This is a genomic window from Bacillus sp. AFS018417, from assembly GCF_002560985.1.
Classification (GTDB): Bacteria; Bacillota; Bacilli; order Bacillales; family Bacillaceae_G; genus Bacillus_A; species Bacillus_A rhizoplanae.
The window spans coordinates 120370-140140 of sequence record NZ_NTTM01000032.1 but is presented as its reverse complement, the minus strand read 5'-3'; the positions used below and the strand labels follow the sequence as shown (position 1 = coordinate 140140).

Sequence of the window (19771 nt, the reverse complement as noted above, 5' to 3'; positions counted from 1 at the left end):
TTAATCCCCTCAATTCGATGTAAAACCATATTTCTCTAAAGTCTTTATAGCATATTTACTTTGAAGAAACTTGCAAAACTCCATCGCTTCCGTACGATGTTTCGTATCCTTAATGATACCAACAGGATAAATGATAGGTGTGTGAGTTTGTTTATCTGCTGTTGCTACAATGTTTACTTTATTCGAAGAAAGAGCATCTGTTTTATAAACAACTCCAGCATCTACATTTCCTGTTTCTACATATGAAAGAACCTGACGTACATCTTTTGCGTATACAACCTTTGATTCAATGCCCGTCCATATGTTCGTACTTTTAAACGACTCTTTTGCGTACTGACCAGCGGGTACTGATTCAGGCGTTCCAATTGAAATCCTTTTAACTTCTTTTTTTGTTAAATCCCCAAAGCTTTTCACACCAGAAGCTGTATCCTTAGGAACGACTAACACAAGCTCATTTCCAACTAAATCAACACCATCTTCTTTAGAAATTAATCCATCCTTAACTAACGCATCAAATTTATCTTTTGCAGCTGAGAAAAATATATCTACTGGTGCTCCCTGTGCAATTTGTTGTTGCAATGCTCCGGAAGCTCCAAAATTAAACTTTAACTTTATATTGGAGTGATCTTTTTCAAACGTTTTTTGAAGTTCTATAAGAGCGTCTTGCAAGCTCGTAGCAGCAGATATAGTTAACTCTACTTTTTCTTTTTTCTCTCCAGTAATTTTTTGATTACTTGACTTACTGCTTGTATCTAAATTACCAGAACAACCAACTACAATCGCAATTGCGGCTACCAAAAAGAACACTGTTGTAAGTAACCTTTTCAATCCCTTTTTCATTTCTTTCACCTACTTTTCGTTATAACATGTCATATTATAAGGTTTCACGATTACACTAACCAAAAAAGTTTCTCTCAATAATTTTGGCATCAAATTGAAAAACAACGATTAATCCTAGATATAAAGCAAATAAATTCAAAAACCAATCTTTATTATTATTCCTCGTAGCCAGGCACTTAAATATTTCCTGAAATTGTTTTCGTTCATCTGAAGTAACAATAGGGCGTACTCCAAAATATTTCAAAACAAGATCAAATTTAAGATGAACAGCCAACGATAGCATATCTTTTAAAATCTCAATATACCATTCAATATCTTTTTCATTATAGAGTTTTACCAGTTTATCATGTAGCTCAGGAACAAATGACTCTGCATCAATTCCTTTTGTCTCTATTGTATCTATCATCTTTTTGATATCCATGAGATTCACCCTTTCCGAAAAGCTAACTAAAAAAACGCAAGTTAAATACTACCATTAATTCTATTGATTAACTTATAAGTAACATTAACTGTTCATTTCTTTTCTCCCGCTCTTCTTTAGATGCTAGGTCGTACTTTTTTAAAAGGTGAAATAGTTCATTTAATATTTGCTGTGAATGATTGCTCTTTAGAAATTCATGTAAGTCTTTAACCAAAAATTCGGATAAAAAGCATTGTTGAGTTTCAAGTTTATTGATTACATCTTCAGAAGAATGATCTACATTACACATTCCTATTAAAATCCCTCCTTAAAAAATCTATATACAAATCATCATCTTCTAGCTGAAAAACCTGATAATGCTTGAGTTCCTTACTATCCAATTTCACATGACTTATTACACACCGGACATTGATTAGTGAATTAAGTAATGAAAGATCGTCCTCATCTCGGATTAAAACAACTTTGGGATAAGGCTTTTTCTTATATCCCTCTACGAAAATGACATCTACAGAAAAAAAATGATATAGCTTAATCATTTCCTCGAGATTCCAATTATCAAACTTAGCACGTAGCTGTAAGACTCCATCTCCTTCCACACTAGAAACTACAGCACCTGCTACATGATGACGCATACTGTCTTTCGAGCTTAATTCATGATCTGGGGTTCCTCCATGACCATGATGTTTGATTGATGCAGCCTTTAATCCGTCTTTACTAGCTCTAAAAATTAATTTTTCTGTGAGCGTTGTTTTGCCACTGTTTTGGAATCCTACAATCTGCAGGATGGGACAATTTGTTCCCACGGTCATTCACTTCCTTAAATTTCTGTTTTCGTTTTATCTTCATAAGAAATAATCGCCGATTCCATTCATAAGAAACGAAAAATTATTTTAGCTAACTAGAAGATTAGCATAAAGAAATTTCCTACTATTTTTTTCTGATAGATTACCCTTTGTAGATAAGATCTTGAGCTAAAGATGTAAACATCTCTCCAACAAGAGAATCTTCGTCATATACGGACGAACCATCATTTTCTTCAGGCTTTGCAAAAGGTATTTGTGCTATCACTTCTGTTTGCAGTTGTTCTGCTAACATTTCGCCGCCACCTTTCCCAAAGAGATAGTTCCTTGAACCATCTTGTTCCTCATAATATGCCATATTCTCAACGATACCTAAAATATCATGTTTTGTATGCTTTGCCATTACCCCTACTCTGGAAGCAACAAACGAAGCTACATTATGAGGAGTAGTAACTATAATTTCCTTCGCGTGAGGAATCATCGCAGCCACATCAATCGCAACATCTCCTGTACCAGGAGGCAAATCAAGAAGAAGATAATCTAATTCTCCCCAGTGAGTGTTAGCAAGGAAATTTTGAATCCATTTGTTTAGCATTGGTCCTCGCCACATAACTGGGTTATTACTCTCTGTAAAAAATCCCATTGACATGATTTTAACGCCATGACTAACGACCGGAATCGCTGTCTGATCTATCATTGTTGGCTTTTGATTAGCTTCCATCATAGCTGGGATACTGAATCCATATATATCTGCATCTAAAATCCCAACCTTTTTCCCCATACGAGCTAAAGCAGTAGCAAGGTTAATTGTGACAGTTGATTTCCCTACTCCACCTTTTCCACTTGTCACAGCAATAAAGCGCACACCTGAATCAGGTCGCAGCATACTAGGCATGCCGGTTTCCGTTCTAGAATTTTTCTTTAAAGTCTGTGTTAATGCAGCTCGTTCTTCCAGTGTCATGGAGCCGAAGGCCAAAGAAACCTTAGAGGCTCCAATGTTTCGAAGAGAGTCTTCAATATCTTGTTGAATTTTTGCCTTTAAAGGACAACCTTGAATAGTTAAAACAACTTCAAGTTGAATCTGTGTACCATCAATTTGAATATTTCTTACCATGTTTAATTCCACGATACTTTTGTGCAACTCTGGATCTTGAACATGGTTTAGAGCTTTCATAATTTGTTCATGAGTAAGCATAAATCTCAGTCCTTCCTGTCTCCTTAATTTGTATACAAAAAAACCACCACGAGTACTCGATCCTAATGAAATAGGCTTGTGTACTCATCGTGGAATAGATTACTAGCAATACTTACTAATATACCAATCCAACCATTTATAACATAAATAAAATGATAACAATCCATTATTACCATTCCATCTATTCTAATCATTACAATTTATGAAAAAAATCCCCGCTTTTACCACCCGTTTTTTGAACCAAATATGTTTCTTTAATGACCATTTTTTTATCAACGGCTTTGCACATATCATAAAAGGTAAGAGCAGCGATAGATACAGCGGTTAACGCCTCCATTTCCACCCCTGTTTTACCACTACATTTTACTGTAGCTTGTATAATTAAATCATATCCATCGATTTTCTTTTCATAATTGAACGTAAAGTCTGTTCCTTGTATTAATATAGGATGACACATAGGAATTACATCAGCTGTTTTTTTAGCACCCATAATTCCAGCAACTTGTCCTACTTGAAGTGGATCCCCTTTTTTCAGTACCCCACTTTGAATAGCTTGAAATAATTCATCAGATAAAGAAATTGTACTCTGTGCAACAGCTGTCCGTATTGAAATATCCTTTTGAGAGATATCAACCATTTTGGGCCTTCCCTCTACGTTCCAGTGTGAAAAATTATTCATAGTTATTCTCCTTAATGTACTGCGTAAATGACTTTGAAAGATGCTATATTTAAGACAAAAACCAAACAATATTATCCTCCACTTACAGGAGGGATAAACGCAACTGTATCTCCATCTTTTACAATATCCTCGTCAATTGCAAATTCTTCGTTGATAGCCGTCATGACTTGATCCAAAGATTGTAAACGGTAGCTATCCTTGAGCCATTCTTTTAATTGATGAACACTTATCTCTTTTTTTTCTATTATTAATAATTGGTCTGAGCCGATTTCCTCTCGCAAATTGGCGAACAATAAAATTGTAATCATCTTCTCACTCTTCCTTCTTTGGTTCCCCTTCCGGGTATGGCGTATTTTCGAGCTGATCTCCAATCCACATTGTTCCATCTTCCCAAAATTCTTTTTTCCAAATTGGGACGATTTGCTTAATGCGTTCAATTGCGTATTCATTCGCTTCGTAGGCCACTTTACGATGTGGCGACGAAACTGCAATTACAACTGCAATATCCATTATTTCTAGTCGTCCCACCCGGTGTGTAATTGCTATTTTTGCATCCGGCCACTTTTTCTTAATTTCTTCACCAATTTGAGTAAGCATTTTTACTGCCATTGATTCGTATGCTTGGTACTCTAGATGTAAAGTTCGTTTTCCTTTTGTCAATTCTCTTACTGTTCCAATAAAGGTTGTAATGGCACCTGCTTCTCTTCTTGCTACCTTATTCGTTACTTCTTCGACTAAAATAGGAGTATCTACAATTTCAAATAATACTTGTCCCATCAACATGATCCTCCTCTTGTTTTAAAGCTCCATTATTTATAAGATGGAATAATATTGCTCCAAGGCCATTCACTTCCTTGATTATCTTCTAATAAGAGAATATCTACAAACATCCCTTTTTTATATCCTCTTGTACCGCCTGGGAGTACGATAAATGCGTTTGATTCTGCTAATGAAGAAACCGCACTAGACTTATCAAATCCTGATGGATAGACGATTAATTGTCCTTCGTTATATATGAGCTTTGCTCGTACAAATCTTGTAAATGGATTAGGTTTTAAAAAATTTTCTCCCAGTAATGCTTTTTCTCTTTTTAAATGTGGCTTTTCACTAAACATATAGGTACGAATGCTAGGTCTTACGAATAACTCAAAGCCTACATAACAAGCAGAGGGATTACCTGATAATCCAAATAATAATTTTTTATTTAATTGTGCTACGGTAGTCACGCTGCCCGGCCGCATTGCTACTTTGTTAAAAAGAACCGATGCCCCTAGTTTTTCGTAGATAGCTGGCAAATGATCATAATCCCCTACCGAAACACCGCCGGTTGTAATTAACATATCCACTTGACTTAACGCTTCTTTTACGGCTGTGAAGCACGTATCAAAATCGTCACTAAACTTCCCAAAGTATTTCACTCTTCCCCCCGCTCTTTGAATTTGGGACAATATCATGTACGTATTACTATTTCGAATTTTCCCAGGTTTTAGCGATTCATTTACATCAAGAAGCTCACTCCCAGTCGCTAATACTCCAATCATAGGTTTTTTAGCAACTGGCACTTCGCTGTAACCAAATGTAGCAAGGAGAGCTGAAATACCTGGATTAATGTAAACTCCTCTCTTCGCAAGAATCGTCCCTTTACGTGTATCTTCACCTTGAAAGGAAATATTTTCTCCTTTTTTGAATGAGCGTTTCACTTCCATATAGATTTTACCGACATCCTCATATTGACGGGTCAGTTCCAGCATCACAACCGCGTTACATCCTTCCGGAATTTGTGCCCCCGTCATGATTCGAACCGCTTGAAATGGCCCTACCTCTTGAGGAAATATGGAACCTGCCCCAATTTCGCCGATTACTTCGAATATAGTTGGATTCTCATAACTTGCCCAGGCAGTATCTTCTGCCCTAATAGCAAATCCATCATATGGTGAACGATCGAAGGAGGGAACATCATGATCAGCTACTAAATCCTCGGCTAATATACGTCCGTATGCTAATTCAAGTGGTACCAGTTCTTTTAAACCATGGTTGGCAAATTCCATTACTTTATGGACGGCCTCTCCAACTGCAATCGGTATTCGTTTTTCTATCATTTTCCTCACTCCTTCTGTTACCCTAATAAACGATAGTATATTTTTTTCGCTTTTTGAATTTCATTTGTCCCGTGGATAAATACACGCCCATCCTGAAACATGACCAAACGATAATCATCTAGTTGGCAAGATAGCAAATACGGGTTTCGATCTACTTTCCCATGTTTTTTTAGTTGTTTTTCTAAATGGTCAAAATTGTAACGACTATTATGCGGGGGTCTAATTTGAACCGTATTTCTCCCACATAAAACAGATGTCTTTGTTTGGTTTTCATAAGATAAATAAGGATAAGTTCTATGCGTTCCGCACGAAGGACAATTGTCCGTTTTAATCTTTTCTAGTTTGACAGAATGGTGTTGATTACTCCATATATCAAACATTAAAAAGGTGTTTCTAATTGCTGAAAAATCTTCTACTAGAATTTTGAATGCTTCCACCACTTGATACGCTGCCACCATTTGGACAGCTGGACTAATGATTCCAACAGTGTCACACGTCGCTCCTGTAACCGGAATACTTTTAAGTACACAATGTAAGCACGGTGTTTTCCTTGGAATAATGGTATAGCTCATGCCATATCCCCCCACACAAGAACCATAAATCCAGGGAATATCATATTTTTGTGATAGATCATTTATCACAAATCGAATATCAAAATTATCTGTTGCATCAATGATTATATCGACGTCGCCTAACAAAACTTCCATATTCTCTATCCTTGCATCCATCACTAAAGCATCAATTTGTACCTCTGAATTGATTTGTTTTAAACGATTCTGAGCTGCAATTGCTTTTGGTAATTTTTCTGTTGCATCTTGTTCAACGTAAAGTTGTTGTCGCTGTAAATTACTCCATTCTACGTAATCACGATCAATGATCGTTAACTTTCCGATACCTGCACGAACCAACGCTTCTGCGCTTGCACTTCCTAATGCACCTGCCCCCACAATCAACACATGCTTATTTCTAATCTTCTCTTGTCCTTTACTCCCAATAGGAGTGAACAACTGTTGTCGTGAATACCGCTCTATCATTAGAAAGCCTTCCTTTCTTTTAAATAATTCTTGTTCTAAAACATCCCATTAATAAAAAAAATCTGCTTCATATGAGGTTGTTTTTTTACTCTTTCTCTATATGACTTTGTTTCTGATAACAAGAAAAGTAAGCAAATCCAACAAATCCAGCTCCACCAATTACATTTCCTATAAAAACAGGAACAAAATTCTCTGCAAGATCTATCCATGAAAGGTGACCCGCAAAAATAGCTGCTGAGATTACAAACATATTTGCTACCACTTGCTGAAATCCAATTACCACAAATGTCATAATAGGAATCCAAATTCCGATAATTTTCCCAACAAAATCGTTAGTTCCATGAGCCAACCAAATTGCAAGACAAACAAGCCAGTTACAACCGATTGCTGAAATTAATGTTTTCCCAAACGATTCATGTAATTTCTCTTGAGCTATTGCTACTGTTTTATTTAAATATGCCCCCTCCGTCAATCCGCCAAGGTGACCGAAAAAATAAGCTACGAAAAGTGCACCAACAAAATTAGTTAAAGTTATCCAGACCCAATTATGTAACACACTTTTCAATGAGATTTTTCGTGCATACAAGGCCATGGACACTGACATCATGTTTCCCGTAATTAATTCTCCTCCTGCCAGGACAACGAGCATAAGCCCTATAGGAAAAACTGCTCCTCCCAAAAAATTTACTAGACTTCCCCATTGCTCCGGTAAATTACCAAGAACTCGAATATTAAGCAAAAACCCTAACGAAATGAATGCTCCTCCTAAAAAACCAAGAATAAGCATGGCGGATAGCGATTGCCTTACCTTTTGAACACCGGCTTCAATCACAAGCTCAGCGATTTTTTCCGGTTTATGAAATGCCATAACCAATTCCTCCATTTTCTCAAATAAAAAAACAGCTTCAAGAAACCCTTAACATAGTAAGGATTTTTGAATGCTGCTTAATCTCCCTGCACTTCTCTTACAGAGATATCAATCATCACTTTTACTATAAAATAGAAAATCTACAGGACTTGCACACTTTCCACTTCGTATATTCAAGCGTTATCTGCTATAACAAAAAGAATCTACTAATAACCTTCTTTCATAGTGTTTTGAATTTTTCCTAACATATCATTTATTTCTCATCCACCGATATGCGACATTTCAATTTTTGGCAATGTCTTTTTATTTGTGTTGCTCAACCGTTCATCTGAATAGCGATCTGAACGATTATTCCAAATGTCACGAATAACATCGGTAATCTCCTCATCGGTATACCCAGAACGAAGTAATTCTCTAAGATCATTTCCTTTGGAAGCAAACAAACAAGTATATAGCTTTCCTTCTGCGGAAATACGAGCTCTTGTACAAGATGAACAAAAAGAATCTGTTACAGATGAAATAATTCCTATTTCCTCGTCACTACCGATATAACGATAGCGAGTGGCCACTTCCCCAGGATAGTTTGCTTCAATTCGTTCAAGCGGCATAACTTTATGAATAGTCTCTAATATCTCTTGTTTAGAGATTACTTCGTCTAATTTCCAGCCATTAAAATTCCCGACATCCATATATTCAATAAATCGAAGAATATGCTTATTCTCTTTAAAATATTGCGCCATCTGAATGATGTCCTGTTCATTTTTTCCTTTTTGGACAACCATGTTCATTTTGATTTTCATCCCGACTTCCGCTGCAGCCTGTATTCCTCCAAGAACCGTTTTTACTTTACTTCTATTACCATTCAAATAAGCAAAGCGCTCTTCTTCCAAAGAATCCAAACTAACTGTCACACGTGATAAACCCGCCTTATATAAATCACCAGCAAACTTCTTGAGTAAGGACCCATTTGTAGTTAAACCAATATCCTCTACTCCATCGATTTTGTTGAGTCGCTCGATTAGCTCAGGAAGATTTTTCCGAAGTAAAGGCTCTCCCCCAGTAATACGCAACTTTCTTACACCTAAAGAAACGAAAATACGTGTTATCCTTTCAATTTCATCAAAAGATAAAATTTTATCATTAGACAAAAAAGAATAATCAGGACCAAATATTTCCTCCGGCATACAATATCGACAGCGAAAATTACAGCGATCGGTAACGGAAATACGTAAATCCCTTAAAGGACGGTGCAATTTGTCTAATGTGACAGATTTCATGTTTATTGCCTCACTTCTGCATATTTTATAATTCCGTACAAGTTTTATTTGTTAGCCAGTTTGCATTTATTTAATATTTACAACCCGCTCTGGATGAGTATATACATTTAAAGATTGATTACGAATAAATCCTATTGTAGTAATACCTAACTGTTCTGCTAGCTGCAATGCTAACTCAGTTGGAGCGGATTTTGACAATATTACTTCGCATCCAATTTTTGCGACTTTCAATAGGATTTCAGACGATATACGGCCACTAAAAACAATAATTTTATCACCAATAGAAATGTTATTTTTTAAACAATAGCCGTAAATTTTATCTAAAGCATTATGTCTTCCTATATCCATTCGACTTAAAACAATCCCATTCACATCACATAAGGCTGCATTATGAACCCCGCCCGTATGCTGAAAAGTGAACGCAGATTGCTGCATATCATTCATTAACCGAAAACAATCTTGGGCAGAGATTTTTACGCGAATATCATTCATCTTCTTCGCAGTCAGCGCATCGTTTGCGAAAACAAATCCTTGTCTACTCATTCCACAGCATGAAGTAATATAACGTTTATTTTGGATGTCACGATAATAAGGATTGATTTTTGTCGTTTTTACATGTACATATCCTTCTTTATCCTGTACCCATATTTCATCAATATCTTTATACTTTCGGATAATACCTTCAGATGCTAAAAAGCCTATTACCATATCTTCAATATATTCTGGAGTACTAACCATTGTAACAAATTCCTGTCCGTTAATTTTAACTGTAACTGGAAACTCTGTTACAATGCTGTCCTCTATATGTTTAAACTCCCCTTGCTCATAACGGAAAATTTCCCGTTCCACCTGTATCGATTTCACGATCAGTATCCTTCTCTCACGTTATATTTTTATCAAAGACAAACACTGAAACTGCAATATCTTCGTCCACTTTCATATCCGAAAACAGGTGAACTAATTTCGCCCCAACAAGTTCCTCCAAATGTTCACGAGAATTAACAGCATAAACCTCCTGAATCATTTTCGTTCTAGCCATATGAACCATTTCCGCACCATCCATAGTTCCCGAAATAAATTTCTCAGTAGGTGTCAAATTCCCATAAAGTGTGGCAATAGCCATATTCTCAGCAAATACAGTATGAATTCGTTCCGGCCCTTTACCAAACAAATCCTTTCGAAGCTTTCGTATCATATCATTAAATTCATGTACCATTTTTGACATACTCTCATTCCTCCCCTGTTCATCAACAATAACTTTTCACATATTGTTTCATCATAACTATTCTACCAAAATGACCTTTTCGTCTGAACTATTCACGCAAATAATGAGACGAAAAGGTTCATCTTTTCGAATTACCTCAACATGCATACAACGTATGAAATACTATTATTGTTGTTTACCTATTCGTCTTTTAACCCTTTACCCATACCTTTTAAGAAATGAAGACCAAATCCAATAGCACGGTTAATATCTGGATCTTTAAGTACTTTCATCAAATCTAATATTCCTACTTTTTTATTACTTTGCAGATGCTGATTCCCTTCATCCATACCTGTTAATACACTGCCGATAAGCTTTTTAGTAAGTTCCGGATCAAGTTCTGTTAAAGCTCCTGCAGCGCCCATCATATTATTTATTAAATTTGTAACCGGTTCACGAGTGACTTGACCTAAAACAATTTTTGCGATTGGTTCTTTCGCTTTAAGCATAGAATTTGCAGCTTCCAGCATCCCAATATCATTCAGTTCACCTACTATATTAAACATTTGATTTAAAGCTTCTTCATTATCAACTAAGAGTAGCTTTAAATCTTCTAGCTTTTGTTGTTTTTGTTCTTCCTCAGTTAGCTCATTCTTTTGAATAGCTTTAATAGGTGCTGCCATATTCTTTTCTCCTCCCTAGTTATCCGTTAAGTGTACGTATCCTGGACGAGCCCACTTACGATTTACCTCAATCCCATTTTGAGGGTGACGCTTTTTGTTACGTGGGTTCGTTTTTGGCATCGGATTTTCACCTTCTACTTGTAACACTTCCATACGAACTTTCGTTTGTTTATATGCAGGCGTATTTGTACGTTGATCGACAGCTGGACCAGTTAAGAAATTAATCGCCGTTTCGTTATCTGTCGAGTTCATCGGTAAATAAAGCTCATTCGCTTTTACACGATCCGTTACAAGTGCACGTAATTTAAGTGCTCCAAAAGGAGAAACAAGGCGTACTAACGAACCAGTTTTAACTCCACGTTCTTGTGCAAGTTCTGGAGAAACTTCAACGAAAACACCAGGTACTTTAGCTTGAATACCATTTGATTTATTCGTCATGTTACCTTCATGGAAATGTTCAAGCATACGACCATTATTAATGTGAAGATCGTATTCCGCTGGGAATTCAGCAGGACGTACCCAATCAGCTATTGCAAAACGAGCTTTTTTGTCTGGGAAGTTAAATCCATCTTTGAAAAGAAGAGGCGTATTCGTTCCATCAAAGCTTCCCCAATGGAAACTGTTCCACCCTTCAAGCACTTCATAATTTGCGTGTGCGAAAAGTGGTGATAAACTAGCCATTTCAGCAAAGATTTCACTTGGATGATTATAGTTCCAGTTTGCGCCTAATTTATTGGCAACCTGTTGTACAATCCACCAGTCTGGTTTCGCATCTCCTAGCGTTGGAAGTACTTGATATAATCTTTGTACACGACGCTCTGTATTTGTAAAAGTCCCTTCTTTTTCAAGAGATGGCGCTGCTGGTAATACTACATCTGCGTATTGAGCCGTTTTAGAAAGGAACACATCTTGAACGACAAAGAATTCAAGGCTTGATAGAACTTCATGTACATGATTTGCGTTAGAGTCTACAAGAGCCATATCCTCTCCAACAAGATACATGGCTTTCATTTTTCCCTCTTCAATTGCGTGAAGCATTTCAATGTTATTTAGACCTGGTTTGTTCTCAATTTTTACCCCGTAAGCCATTTCAAATTTCGCACGTTCTACGTCGTCAGTCACGTGCTGATATCCTGGAAGCCAACCTGGGAGAGTTCCCATATCACAAGCACCTTGCACGTTATTATGACCTCGAAGCGGGTATGCGCCAGCACCTGGACGGCGATAATTTCCCGTTGCAAGAAGTAAGTTTGAAATTGCAGCGGAAGTATCTGAACCACCAGTATTTTGAGTTACACCCATTCCCCAAAGAATACAAGTACCATCTGCATCACGAATCATCTTCGCCATTTGAACGAGAGTTTCTTTTGAAATGCCTGTAATCTCTTCTGCATATTCAAGCGTATATTCTGCAAGACTATCTTTGAAATCTTCAAAGAAGTTTACATTCTCGTCGATGAACTGTTGATCATGCCAACCTTGATCAATCATATATTTCGTAACAGCCATTAACCATACTTGGTCTGTTCCTTGCTTTGGACTGATAAAGATATCTGAACGCTCTGCCATTTCAGTTTTACGAAGATCCGCAACAATTAGTTTTTGACCGTGAAGTTTATGCGCACGTTTCACACGAGTTGCTAATACTGGGTGACCTTCTGTTGGATTACAACCGACGATAATAACGAGACCTGATTGTGCAATATCTTTAATCGTTCCTGCATCTCCTCCCATACCAATTGTCCGGAACAATCCATCTGTTGCTGGCGATTGACAATAGCGTGAGCAGTTATCAATGTTGTTCGTTTCAAACACTTGTCGCGCTAATTTTTGAATGACATAGTTGTCTTCATTCGTAATTTTAGAAGAAGAAATAAAGCCGATAGAACCTTTACCATACTCCTCTTTAATAGATCCCAATTTATAGGCAACTACATGAAGCGCTTCTTCCCAAGTTGATTCAACGAACACTCCATTTTTACGAATTAACGGTTTCGTAATTCGTTTATCAGAATTAACGAAATCCCAACCGAATTTTCCTTTTACACAAGTAGAAATTGCATTAACTGGTGCCTCAGAAGTTGGTTGCACCTTTAAAATTTTGCGCCCTTTCGTCCATACTTCAAATGAACAACCTACACCGCAAAACGTACATACTGTTTTCGTCTTCTTCGTACGAGTGTCGCGCATCGCAGCTTCTACTTCTGACACAGCGAAAATACCGCTATATCCAGGTTCCACCTCTTTAATAAGATCAACCATAGGCTCGAGAATATCTGGTTTTAACCCTGTCATAAATCCAGCTTCACCGAGCATCGATTTCTCCATTAATGCATTACAAGGACAAATTGTTACACATTGACCGCAGCTTACACATGAAGAATCGTTAATATCCACTCCTTCATCCCAAATAACACGCGGGCGCTCTGCCTCCCAATCAATAGATAACGTTTCATTTACTTGTAAGTTTTGACACACCTCTACACATTGACCGCACGCGATACATTGATTCGGATCATAGCGGTAAAATGGATGGGATATATCAACTTTATTTACATCAACTTTTGGTTCGTAAGGATATTTTTGATGCTCAATTTCCATTAATTCTGCCGTATTATGCAATTTACAATTCCCGTTATTGTTGTCACAAACCGTACAGTAAAGTAAATGATTTTCTAATAAGCGGTCCATCGCCTCATGTTGCGCTGCCTTCGCACTAATAGAGGATAATTCAATATTCATACCGTCCTTTACTACTGTAGAACAAGATCGCACAAGCTTCCCATTCACTTCTACAATACAAGTATCACACGTTTGAATCGGATCCACTTCCGGCACGTAACAAATTTGTGGATGTTCAATTCCGTTCTCATTAATAATGCCTAGTATAGTTGAACCAGACTCAGCACTATATTCTTTTCCGTCAATTGTAATATGAACCATGCTGTCGTTCATGGTTACTCCCCCTTTTTGAGAATAAAAAAACTCCACCACGAAAATATACGCACCACATTTTTGGTACGTTATCATCATGGTGGAGTAGTTTATTAGCACATCTTGCTAAAATACCAATCCATTTATTTGTAAATAAAATGATAGAGTCGTAACAGGTCATATCACGTTTCCATCTTTAACACTGTAATTATAGCGTTTAATCAAAAAATACACAATATAAAAATCATAAAAAAGTCACAGTACTTAATACTTTTTGGATATATTCGTTTAATCACGAAGCCATGCGTTGACAAGCATAATTGCACCGCATGCTGCTGAGCTTTTGGTTAATTAACTTTGCAGCCTCCATCCGTTTCAACATAGGAGAAAGAAAGCATAGATCTGCATTTTATGCAAAGTTATACTTCATATCACACATTGTTTTATATCAAAATCAATGTGCAATGCTATTTTATTATCTTTTAAATAACTTTATTATTTTTTAAACACCTTTATTATTCTTGAACAGCCATACGAAGAAAGCGTTCATAAATACCTAAGAACTGGATTTAATCTGAAGTCTTATTTTTATCGCAAAAAAACAACAATCTATCCGAAAAGAGCCTTTAAATTTCAATGAACACTCTAAAAAAACAGACCTTTGTTACAAAACAAAGGTCTGCTTTCCTATATTATTCACCTAAATCAACATTGTGGTACACTTGCTGAACATCTTCTAAATCTTCTAATGCATCAATCATTTTCTCAAATTTCACTTGTGCATCTTCTGGAAGTGTTACTTCATTTTGCGCAAGCATTGTTAGTTCTGCAACTGTAAATTCCGTTATACCAGCATTTTTAAATACTTCTTGCACCGCATGGAACTGATCCGGTTCTGCATAAACGATAACTGCTTCCTCTTCTTCTAAAATATCACGCACATCTACATCTGCTTCCATTAAAAGTTCAAGTGCTTCATCTGCTGTTTTGCCTTCAAGACCAATTACAGCTGTTGCATCAAACATATACGCTACTGATCCGTTTACTCCCATGTTACCAGCGTTTTTACTAAACGCAGCACGCACATCTGCTGCAGTACGATTTACGTTATTTGTTAATGTATCTACAATTACCATTGATCCATTTGGTCCAAAGCCTTCATAACGAAGTTCGTCATAGCTTTCTTCTGAACCACCTTTTGCTTTTTCAATCGCACGGTCAATAATTGTTTTCGGTACGCTGTACGTTTTTGCACGCTCAAGTACCACTCTTAAAGTCTGATTGGATTCTGGATCTGGTTCACCTTGTTTTGCTGCTACATAAATTTCACGTCCAAATTTTGCATAGATACGACTTGTATTTGCATCCTTTGACGCTTTTTTGTCTTTAATATTGTTCCATTTACGGCCCATACTTGTTTCACTCTCTTTCAGCTTTGAATCTACATAAAAATAGTAATATGAAATATGCTGCTTCTTCAACACTTTTTCAAACTAAATATAAAAAGTTCTTTATATTTCACATTACTGACAAACAATATGAATTGAAGAAGTCGCATTTATTCACTATATTGTATTATACCTCATTACAAGTTTAATAATCAAAGAAAGACAGATAGTTCTCATCCGTTGATGTAAAAATATTGAGCTATTACAATTGATGCCCCTTTTACGAAGAAGAGCTAAGAGGTTCTATCTCTTAGCTCTTCTCGTATTCTATGAACCTATCGTTCAGTCTCATTTGGTATTTTACAATTTTCGTACCACTACTTTACTTCATTCGCAAAGAAATGCTCACAAACACTAGAAATACGAGTTAAATCAACATTTCCACCAGATATAATCGCTGCTACTTTTTTCCCTTTTATATATGGATCAACTTTACCTGCAAGGAGAGCAGCTGTCGCTAGTGCTCCCGCACCTTCTACAACAGCTTTTCCACGTTGTAATAAATCTTTCATAGCTACTTCTAATTCTTCTTCTGATACAGTTACAATATCATCTACTAACTCTCTCACAATTTTAAAAGTTAAGGTTCCTGGAATTTTTACTGCGCACCCATCAGCTATAGTAGGTGCTTCATAGTGCTCTACGATTTCGCCTTTATCATACGAAGCTTTCATTCCATGAACATTATCAGCTTGAACACCAATTATATTGATAGACGGATTAAAAGATTTAAGTGCTACCGCGATTCCAGCAATAATTCCGCCGCCGCCAATCGGTACAAGTACTGTATCAACATCCCACATATCATCAAGAATGTCCAAGCCAATTGTTCCTTGACCTGCCATTACTTCTACATCATCATATGGATGTAAATATGTTTCTCCCGTTTCTTTTATAATTTCTTCACATTTTGCTTTTGCATCATCAAACGTATCACCATATAAAATAACTTCTGAACCATATCCTTTCGTTGCTTCAACTTTCGCCTTTGGAGCAGAAGTTGGCATCACAATTTTACTTTTAATTCCAAGTAAGTGTGAAGATAGTGCAACACCTTGTGCATGATTTCCAGCTGAACAAGCAATAACTCCACGAGCTTTTTCTTCATCTGTTAAATTAGAAATTTTATTAAACGCCCCGCGAAATTTAAATGATCCTGTTAATTGCATATTTTCTAATTTTAAATATATTTCCCCACCTGTTTTGCTTGTTAAATAAAACGATTTAACAAGCGGTGTTTTACGAGCATTTCTATCAAGAACTTGTTTAGCTTTTTTTATATCAACAATGGTTAGTGGTAAAGTTTTAGTAATCATATTAACACTTCTTTCAATTGTTTATAATCTAACCCTAACGTTGTTCCTAAATTCTCATAAGTAATGGTTCCTTTATAAATATTGATACCATATGCTAATGCAGGTTTGTTTTGGATTGTCTCTTCTAAACCATTGTTAGCAATCGCTAATAAATAATCAATATTTCCATTCGCTAATGCCATAGTAGAAGTACGTGGAGTCGCTCCAGGCATATTTGGCACAGCATAGTGTATGACATCGTGTTTAATAAATATAGGATCATTATGTGTTGTATAGTGATCAATCGTTTCAACTGTCCCGCCTTGATCGATTGCAATATCAACAATAACACTTCCCGGTTTCATAGACTGAACCATATACTCTTTCACAATTTTTGGTGGTCTAGAACCTGGAATTAAAATGGTTGAAATAAATAAGTCTGCATTTTTAATTGTTTTCTCTAAGTTTTCAGTATTAGATTCCATGATTTCAACTGGAGCATTTGCATATTTTTCTTGTAAATAAGTAATCCGTGTTTTATTTAATTCTAAAATCGTTACACGACAACCAATTCCAACAGCCATATCACAAGCATTAATTGCCGCATTGCCTCCGCCTAAAATGACAACATTACCAGCAGGAATACCATCTATTCCTGATAATAAAATACCTTCTCCCTGATGTTGTTTTTCTAAATAATAAGCTCCCATAAATACTGCCCGGCGTCCAGCAATGGCACTCATCGGTTTTAATAACGTTAAAACTCCATTTTCACTAATTGTTTCTCCAGCAATTGCGGTTGTTCCCGCCTTTCCCATCGCTTCAACACATTCTTTTGAAGCTGCTAGATGTAAAAATCCCCAAACAATTAAATCTTTCTTAAAATATTTATATTCCTCCGCTAAAGGTTCTTTTACTTTTACAACCATATCAACATCCCAGGCTTGTTCTTGATTTACTAAAGTAGCACCTGCATTTGTATATTCTTCATTTGTATAACCTGATCCTACACCAGCGTCTTTTTCGACTAAGACTTCATGTCCAGCTTTAATTAATTTCTGAGCATTTTCTGGTGTCATCCCAACACGTGCTTCACCTTTTTTAATTTCTTTTACTACGCCAATTTTCATGCTGACACATCCTTTTTAATGTAATATAAATTACATTATTTGTTATACGATTCAAATAAATTTGCGAAATATATTAAACGTTTCTATATTTCCTTTTTTGTTTGAATCGGCTGTTTACACTTACAAGATAGCACTCTAAAAAATAATGAGTCAACATTTTGTGAAATAGTTCACAAAATGTTTTCTTTTATTTTAAAATAATTTTTTTCGTTCAAATAAGCATTGAATCCGTTTTCAAGGTATGCTAGACTTTGTCACGAATAACATCTCTTATGAATTCAAATGAAATGCAATTTTATTTTTTTAATTATTTTTGTGAATTCTTTCACATATAGACATAGAAATACTTTGTATTAATTTCTATAAAATTGTGAATTATATCACAAACGAATTTAAATTTTCATAAAGCACTATTAAAAAAATGAGAGGATATACTATTAAAATTGAAATAAAAATGAATTCATCAGAGATTGTATGTATTTTTCCAAACAGGAGTGATTATTATGTCACAAACACAACTAAAAAAAGAAATTGGCTTCTTTGCAGCATTAACCACTGTTATTGGTACCGTTATTGGAGCAGGTGTATTTTTTAAGCCTACTGCATTATACAGTGTAACCGGAACAGCGAGTTTAGGATTACTCGCATGGGTAATCGGTGGAATACTAACTGTTTGCGCAGGTTTAACTGCTGCTGAACTATCGGCAGCTATTCCTGAAACAGGTGGAATGATGGCATATTTAAAGCGTACTTATGGAAACTTGACTGCTTTCCTACTGGGCTGGGCACAAACAGTCATTTACTTTCCAGCTAATATTGCCGCACTTGCTATTATTTTCGGAACACAAGCAGTTAGTTTATTTGGATTAAATGCGAATGAACATAAAATGATGATTATTGGAATTGCTGTTGTTACCGCAACATTCGTAACCTTGATGAACTTCTTAGGCGCGAAAGCAGCCGGAGGAATTCAAACTGTATCAACTATATGTAAACTACTGCCTTTAGCATTGCTTATTATTTTTGGATTATTCCACAAAGGCGACGTAACTCTACAACTGTTTCCAGTTGAAGCAGGACCAGGTAAATCACTTATCTCTGCGCTTGGATCTGGCTTACTTGCAACAATGTTTGCTTATGATGGATGGATTCATGTAGGAAATATCGCTGGGGAAATGAAAAATCCTAAAAAAGACTTACCTAAAGCAATCGTAATCGGATTATCTACTGTTATGGTTGTTTACTTACTTATTAATATTGCTTTCCTTATGGTTATGTCTGCAACAGCGCTTGCAGGAACTGATACACCTGCATCTGAAGTAGCGACAATTCTGTTTGGAGCAATGGGAGGAAAATTAGTTACAATCGGTATTTTAATTTCCGTATTTGGAACAATCAATGGATATATCATGACAGGAATGCGTATTCCTTATGCAATGGCATTAGAAAACAAACTGCCTTTTAGTAAATGGTTTGCAACATTATCTAACAATAGTCGAATTCCTTATAATTCTGGACTATTTATCTTATGCGTTTCTATCATCATGATGGTGATCGGTGGATTTAATACATTAACCGATATGTTAGTGTTTGTTATATGGATATTCTATACAATGACATTTATAGCAGTATTCATTTTGCGTAAAAGAGAACCAGAACTTGTGCGTCCTTACAAAGTACCTCTATATCCCATTATACCGTTAATATCTATTATCGGCGGATCATTTATCGTTATTAATACTCTTTTCACACAAACGTTGCTAGCATTATGTGGTATAGGCTTAACCGCTTTAGGACTTCCGATTTACTTTGCAATGCGGAACAAGCACGTTCAAGTTAAAAATAATGACTAGAAATCGTCTAG

Annotated in this window: 21 protein-coding genes; 1 reads left to right on the top strand and 20 read right to left on the bottom strand. The window is 36.2% G+C overall.

The window, feature by feature from the left end; all coding sequences use genetic code 11:
- Positions 1-9: 9 nt before the first annotated feature.
- The 20 genes from modA to ald form a co-directional block, all read right to left on the bottom strand.
- Positions 10-828 carry a molybdate ABC transporter substrate-binding protein gene (gene modA / locus CN326_RS14770; protein ID WP_483295647.1) on the bottom strand — a complete coding sequence of 273 codons (819 nt, stop codon included), beginning with the start codon at positions 826-828 and terminating at the stop codon, positions 10-12.
- Between the two features lie 67 nt (positions 829-895).
- Positions 896-1261: a hypothetical protein gene (locus tag CN326_RS14765; protein WP_098309762.1), complete on the bottom strand. Its 366-nt coding sequence runs from the start codon at positions 1259-1261 to the stop codon at positions 896-898.
- 67 nt (positions 1262-1328) lie between these two features.
- The gene (locus CN326_RS14760; RefSeq protein WP_098309761.1) at positions 1329-1550 is read right to left on the bottom strand and encodes a group-specific protein; all 222 of its coding nucleotides are present in this window, start codon (positions 1548-1550) and stop codon (positions 1329-1331) included.
- Positions 1543-2070 (bottom strand): molybdopterin-guanine dinucleotide biosynthesis protein B, encoded by a 528-nt coding sequence (mobB, locus tag CN326_RS14755; RefSeq protein ID WP_098309760.1) that lies wholly within the window; start codon positions 2068-2070, stop codon positions 1543-1545. The genes CN326_RS14760 and mobB overlap by 8 nt, the downstream gene beginning before the upstream one ends.
- 136 nt (positions 2071-2206) lie before the next feature.
- Positions 2207-3256 carry a P-loop NTPase gene (locus tag CN326_RS14750; protein ID WP_098309759.1) on the bottom strand — a complete coding sequence of 350 codons (1050 nt, stop codon included), beginning with the start codon at positions 3254-3256 and terminating at the stop codon, positions 2207-2209.
- 193 nt (positions 3257-3449) lie between these two features.
- Positions 3450-3935, bottom strand: coding sequence for a cyclic pyranopterin monophosphate synthase MoaC (moaC, locus tag CN326_RS14745; protein ID WP_098309758.1), 486 nt, complete (start codon positions 3933-3935; stop codon positions 3450-3452).
- A 71-nt stretch (positions 3936-4006) separates the two neighbouring features.
- Positions 4007-4243, bottom strand: a complete 237-nt coding sequence (gene moaD, locus CN326_RS14740) for a molybdopterin converting factor subunit 1 (protein ID WP_098309757.1) — start codon at positions 4241-4243, stop codon at positions 4007-4009.
- Positions 4244-4247: 4 nt separating this feature from the next.
- Positions 4248-4712 carry a molybdenum cofactor biosynthesis protein MoaE gene (locus tag CN326_RS14735; protein ID WP_098309756.1) on the bottom strand — a complete coding sequence of 155 codons (465 nt, stop codon included), beginning with the start codon at positions 4710-4712 and terminating at the stop codon, positions 4248-4250.
- A gap of 32 nt (positions 4713-4744) precedes the next feature.
- A complete protein-coding gene (locus CN326_RS14730; RefSeq protein ID WP_098309776.1) occupies positions 4745-6031 on the bottom strand; it encodes a molybdopterin molybdotransferase MoeA in 1287 nt (428 codons plus the stop codon).
- A 20-nt stretch (positions 6032-6051) separates the two neighbouring features.
- Positions 6052-7068, bottom strand: a complete 1017-nt coding sequence (locus CN326_RS14725; protein WP_098309755.1) for a molybdopterin-synthase adenylyltransferase MoeB — start codon at positions 7066-7068, stop codon at positions 6052-6054.
- 85 nt (positions 7069-7153) lie between these two features.
- On the bottom strand, positions 7154-7936 hold the full coding sequence (locus tag CN326_RS14720) for a formate channel (protein WP_098309754.1): 783 nt from the start codon (positions 7934-7936) through the stop codon (positions 7154-7156).
- A gap of 260 nt (positions 7937-8196) precedes the next feature.
- Positions 8197-9213, bottom strand: coding sequence for a GTP 3',8-cyclase MoaA (gene moaA, locus CN326_RS14715; protein WP_098309753.1), 1017 nt, complete (start codon positions 9211-9213; stop codon positions 8197-8199).
- Positions 9214-9279: 66 nt separating this feature from the next.
- A complete protein-coding gene (fdhD, locus tag CN326_RS14710; RefSeq protein ID WP_098309752.1) occupies positions 9280-10077 on the bottom strand; it encodes a formate dehydrogenase accessory sulfurtransferase FdhD in 798 nt (265 codons plus the stop codon).
- A 16-nt stretch (positions 10078-10093) separates the two neighbouring features.
- On the bottom strand, positions 10094-10438 hold the full coding sequence (locus tag CN326_RS14705; RefSeq protein WP_002168730.1) for a Na-translocating system protein MpsC family protein: 345 nt from the start codon (positions 10436-10438) through the stop codon (positions 10094-10096).
- Positions 10439-10617: 179 nt separating this feature from the next.
- Positions 10618-11100 (bottom strand): helical membrane plugin domain-containing protein, encoded by a 483-nt coding sequence (locus CN326_RS14700; protein ID WP_098309751.1) that lies wholly within the window; start codon positions 11098-11100, stop codon positions 10618-10620.
- 15 nt (positions 11101-11115) lie between these two features.
- Positions 11116-14055 carry a formate dehydrogenase subunit alpha gene (fdhF, locus tag CN326_RS14695; RefSeq protein WP_098309750.1) on the bottom strand — a complete coding sequence of 980 codons (2940 nt, stop codon included), beginning with the start codon at positions 14053-14055 and terminating at the stop codon, positions 11116-11118.
- Positions 14024-14215, bottom strand: a complete 192-nt coding sequence (locus tag CN326_RS14690; RefSeq protein ID WP_098309749.1) for a hypothetical protein — start codon at positions 14213-14215, stop codon at positions 14024-14026. Before CN326_RS14690 ends, fdhF begins: the two co-directional genes overlap by 32 nt.
- 511 nt (positions 14216-14726) lie before the next feature.
- On the bottom strand, positions 14727-15446 hold the full coding sequence (locus CN326_RS14685; protein ID WP_098309748.1) for a YebC/PmpR family DNA-binding transcriptional regulator: 720 nt from the start codon (positions 15444-15446) through the stop codon (positions 14727-14729).
- 353 nt (positions 15447-15799) lie between these two features.
- Positions 15800-16798 (bottom strand): bifunctional threonine ammonia-lyase/L-serine ammonia-lyase TdcB, encoded by a 999-nt coding sequence (gene tdcB, locus CN326_RS14680; RefSeq protein WP_098309747.1) that lies wholly within the window; start codon positions 16796-16798, stop codon positions 15800-15802.
- Positions 16795-17907, bottom strand: a complete 1113-nt coding sequence (ald, locus tag CN326_RS14675) for an alanine dehydrogenase (RefSeq protein ID WP_098309746.1) — start codon at positions 17905-17907, stop codon at positions 16795-16797. Before ald ends, tdcB begins: the two co-directional genes overlap by 4 nt.
- Before the next feature lie 503 nt (positions 17908-18410).
- Here ald and CN326_RS14670 point away from each other — a divergent pair.
- Positions 18411-19760 (top strand): APC family permease, encoded by a 1350-nt coding sequence (locus CN326_RS14670; protein ID WP_098309745.1) that lies wholly within the window; start codon positions 18411-18413, stop codon positions 19758-19760.
- The last annotated feature ends 11 nt before the right edge of the window (positions 19761-19771 follow it).

Excerpts from the sequence above, each read along its gene's own strand:
- ald (WP_098309746.1), bottom strand. The coding sequence starts at position 17,907 with ATGAAAATTGGCGTAGTAAAAGAAATTAAAAAAGGTGAAGCACGTGTT.
- CN326_RS14750 (WP_098309759.1), bottom strand. The coding sequence starts at position 3,256 with ATGCTTACTCATGAACAAATTATGAAAGCTCTAAACCATGTTCAAGAT.
- CN326_RS14685 (WP_098309748.1), bottom strand. The coding sequence starts at position 15,446 with ATGGGCCGTAAATGGAACAATATTAAAGACAAAAAAGCGTCAAAGGAT.
- mobB (WP_098309760.1), bottom strand. The coding sequence starts at position 2,070 with ATGACCGTGGGAACAAATTGTCCCATCCTGCAGATTGTAGGATTCCAA.
- moaC (WP_098309758.1), bottom strand. The coding sequence starts at position 3,935 with ATGAATAATTTTTCACACTGGAACGTAGAGGGAAGGCCCAAAATGGTT.
- CN326_RS14765 (WP_098309762.1), bottom strand. The coding sequence starts at position 1,261 with ATGGATATCAAAAAGATGATAGATACAATAGAGACAAAAGGAATTGAT.
- CN326_RS14720 (WP_098309754.1), bottom strand. The coding sequence starts at position 7,936 with ATGGCATTTCATAAACCGGAAAAAATCGCTGAGCTTGTGATTGAAGCC.
- moaD (WP_098309757.1), bottom strand. The coding sequence starts at position 4,243 with ATGATTACAATTTTATTGTTCGCCAATTTGCGAGAGGAAATCGGCTCA.
- CN326_RS14690 (WP_098309749.1), bottom strand. The coding sequence starts at position 14,215 with ATGACCTGTTACGACTCTATCATTTTATTTACAAATAAATGGATTGGT.
- CN326_RS14700 (WP_098309751.1), bottom strand. The coding sequence starts at position 11,100 with ATGGCAGCACCTATTAAAGCTATTCAAAAGAATGAGCTAACTGAGGAA.
- tdcB (WP_098309747.1), bottom strand. The coding sequence starts at position 16,798 with ATGATTACTAAAACTTTACCACTAACCATTGTTGATATAAAAAAAGCT.
- moaA (WP_098309753.1), bottom strand. The coding sequence starts at position 9,213 with ATGAAATCTGTCACATTAGACAAATTGCACCGTCCTTTAAGGGATTTA.
- CN326_RS14760 (WP_098309761.1), bottom strand. The coding sequence starts at position 1,550 with ATGTGTAATGTAGATCATTCTTCTGAAGATGTAATCAATAAACTTGAA.
- CN326_RS14725 (WP_098309755.1), bottom strand. The coding sequence starts at position 7,068 with ATGATAGAGCGGTATTCACGACAACAGTTGTTCACTCCTATTGGGAGT.
- CN326_RS14670 (WP_098309745.1), top strand. The coding sequence starts at position 18,411 with ATGTCACAAACACAACTAAAAAAAGAAATTGGCTTCTTTGCAGCATTA.
- CN326_RS14705 (WP_002168730.1), bottom strand. The coding sequence starts at position 10,438 with ATGTCAAAAATGGTACATGAATTTAATGATATGATACGAAAGCTTCGA.
- CN326_RS14735 (WP_098309756.1), bottom strand. The coding sequence starts at position 4,712 with ATGGGACAAGTATTATTTGAAATTGTAGATACTCCTATTTTAGTCGAA.
- fdhF (WP_098309750.1), bottom strand. The coding sequence starts at position 14,055 with ATGAACGACAGCATGGTTCATATTACAATTGACGGAAAAGAATATAGT.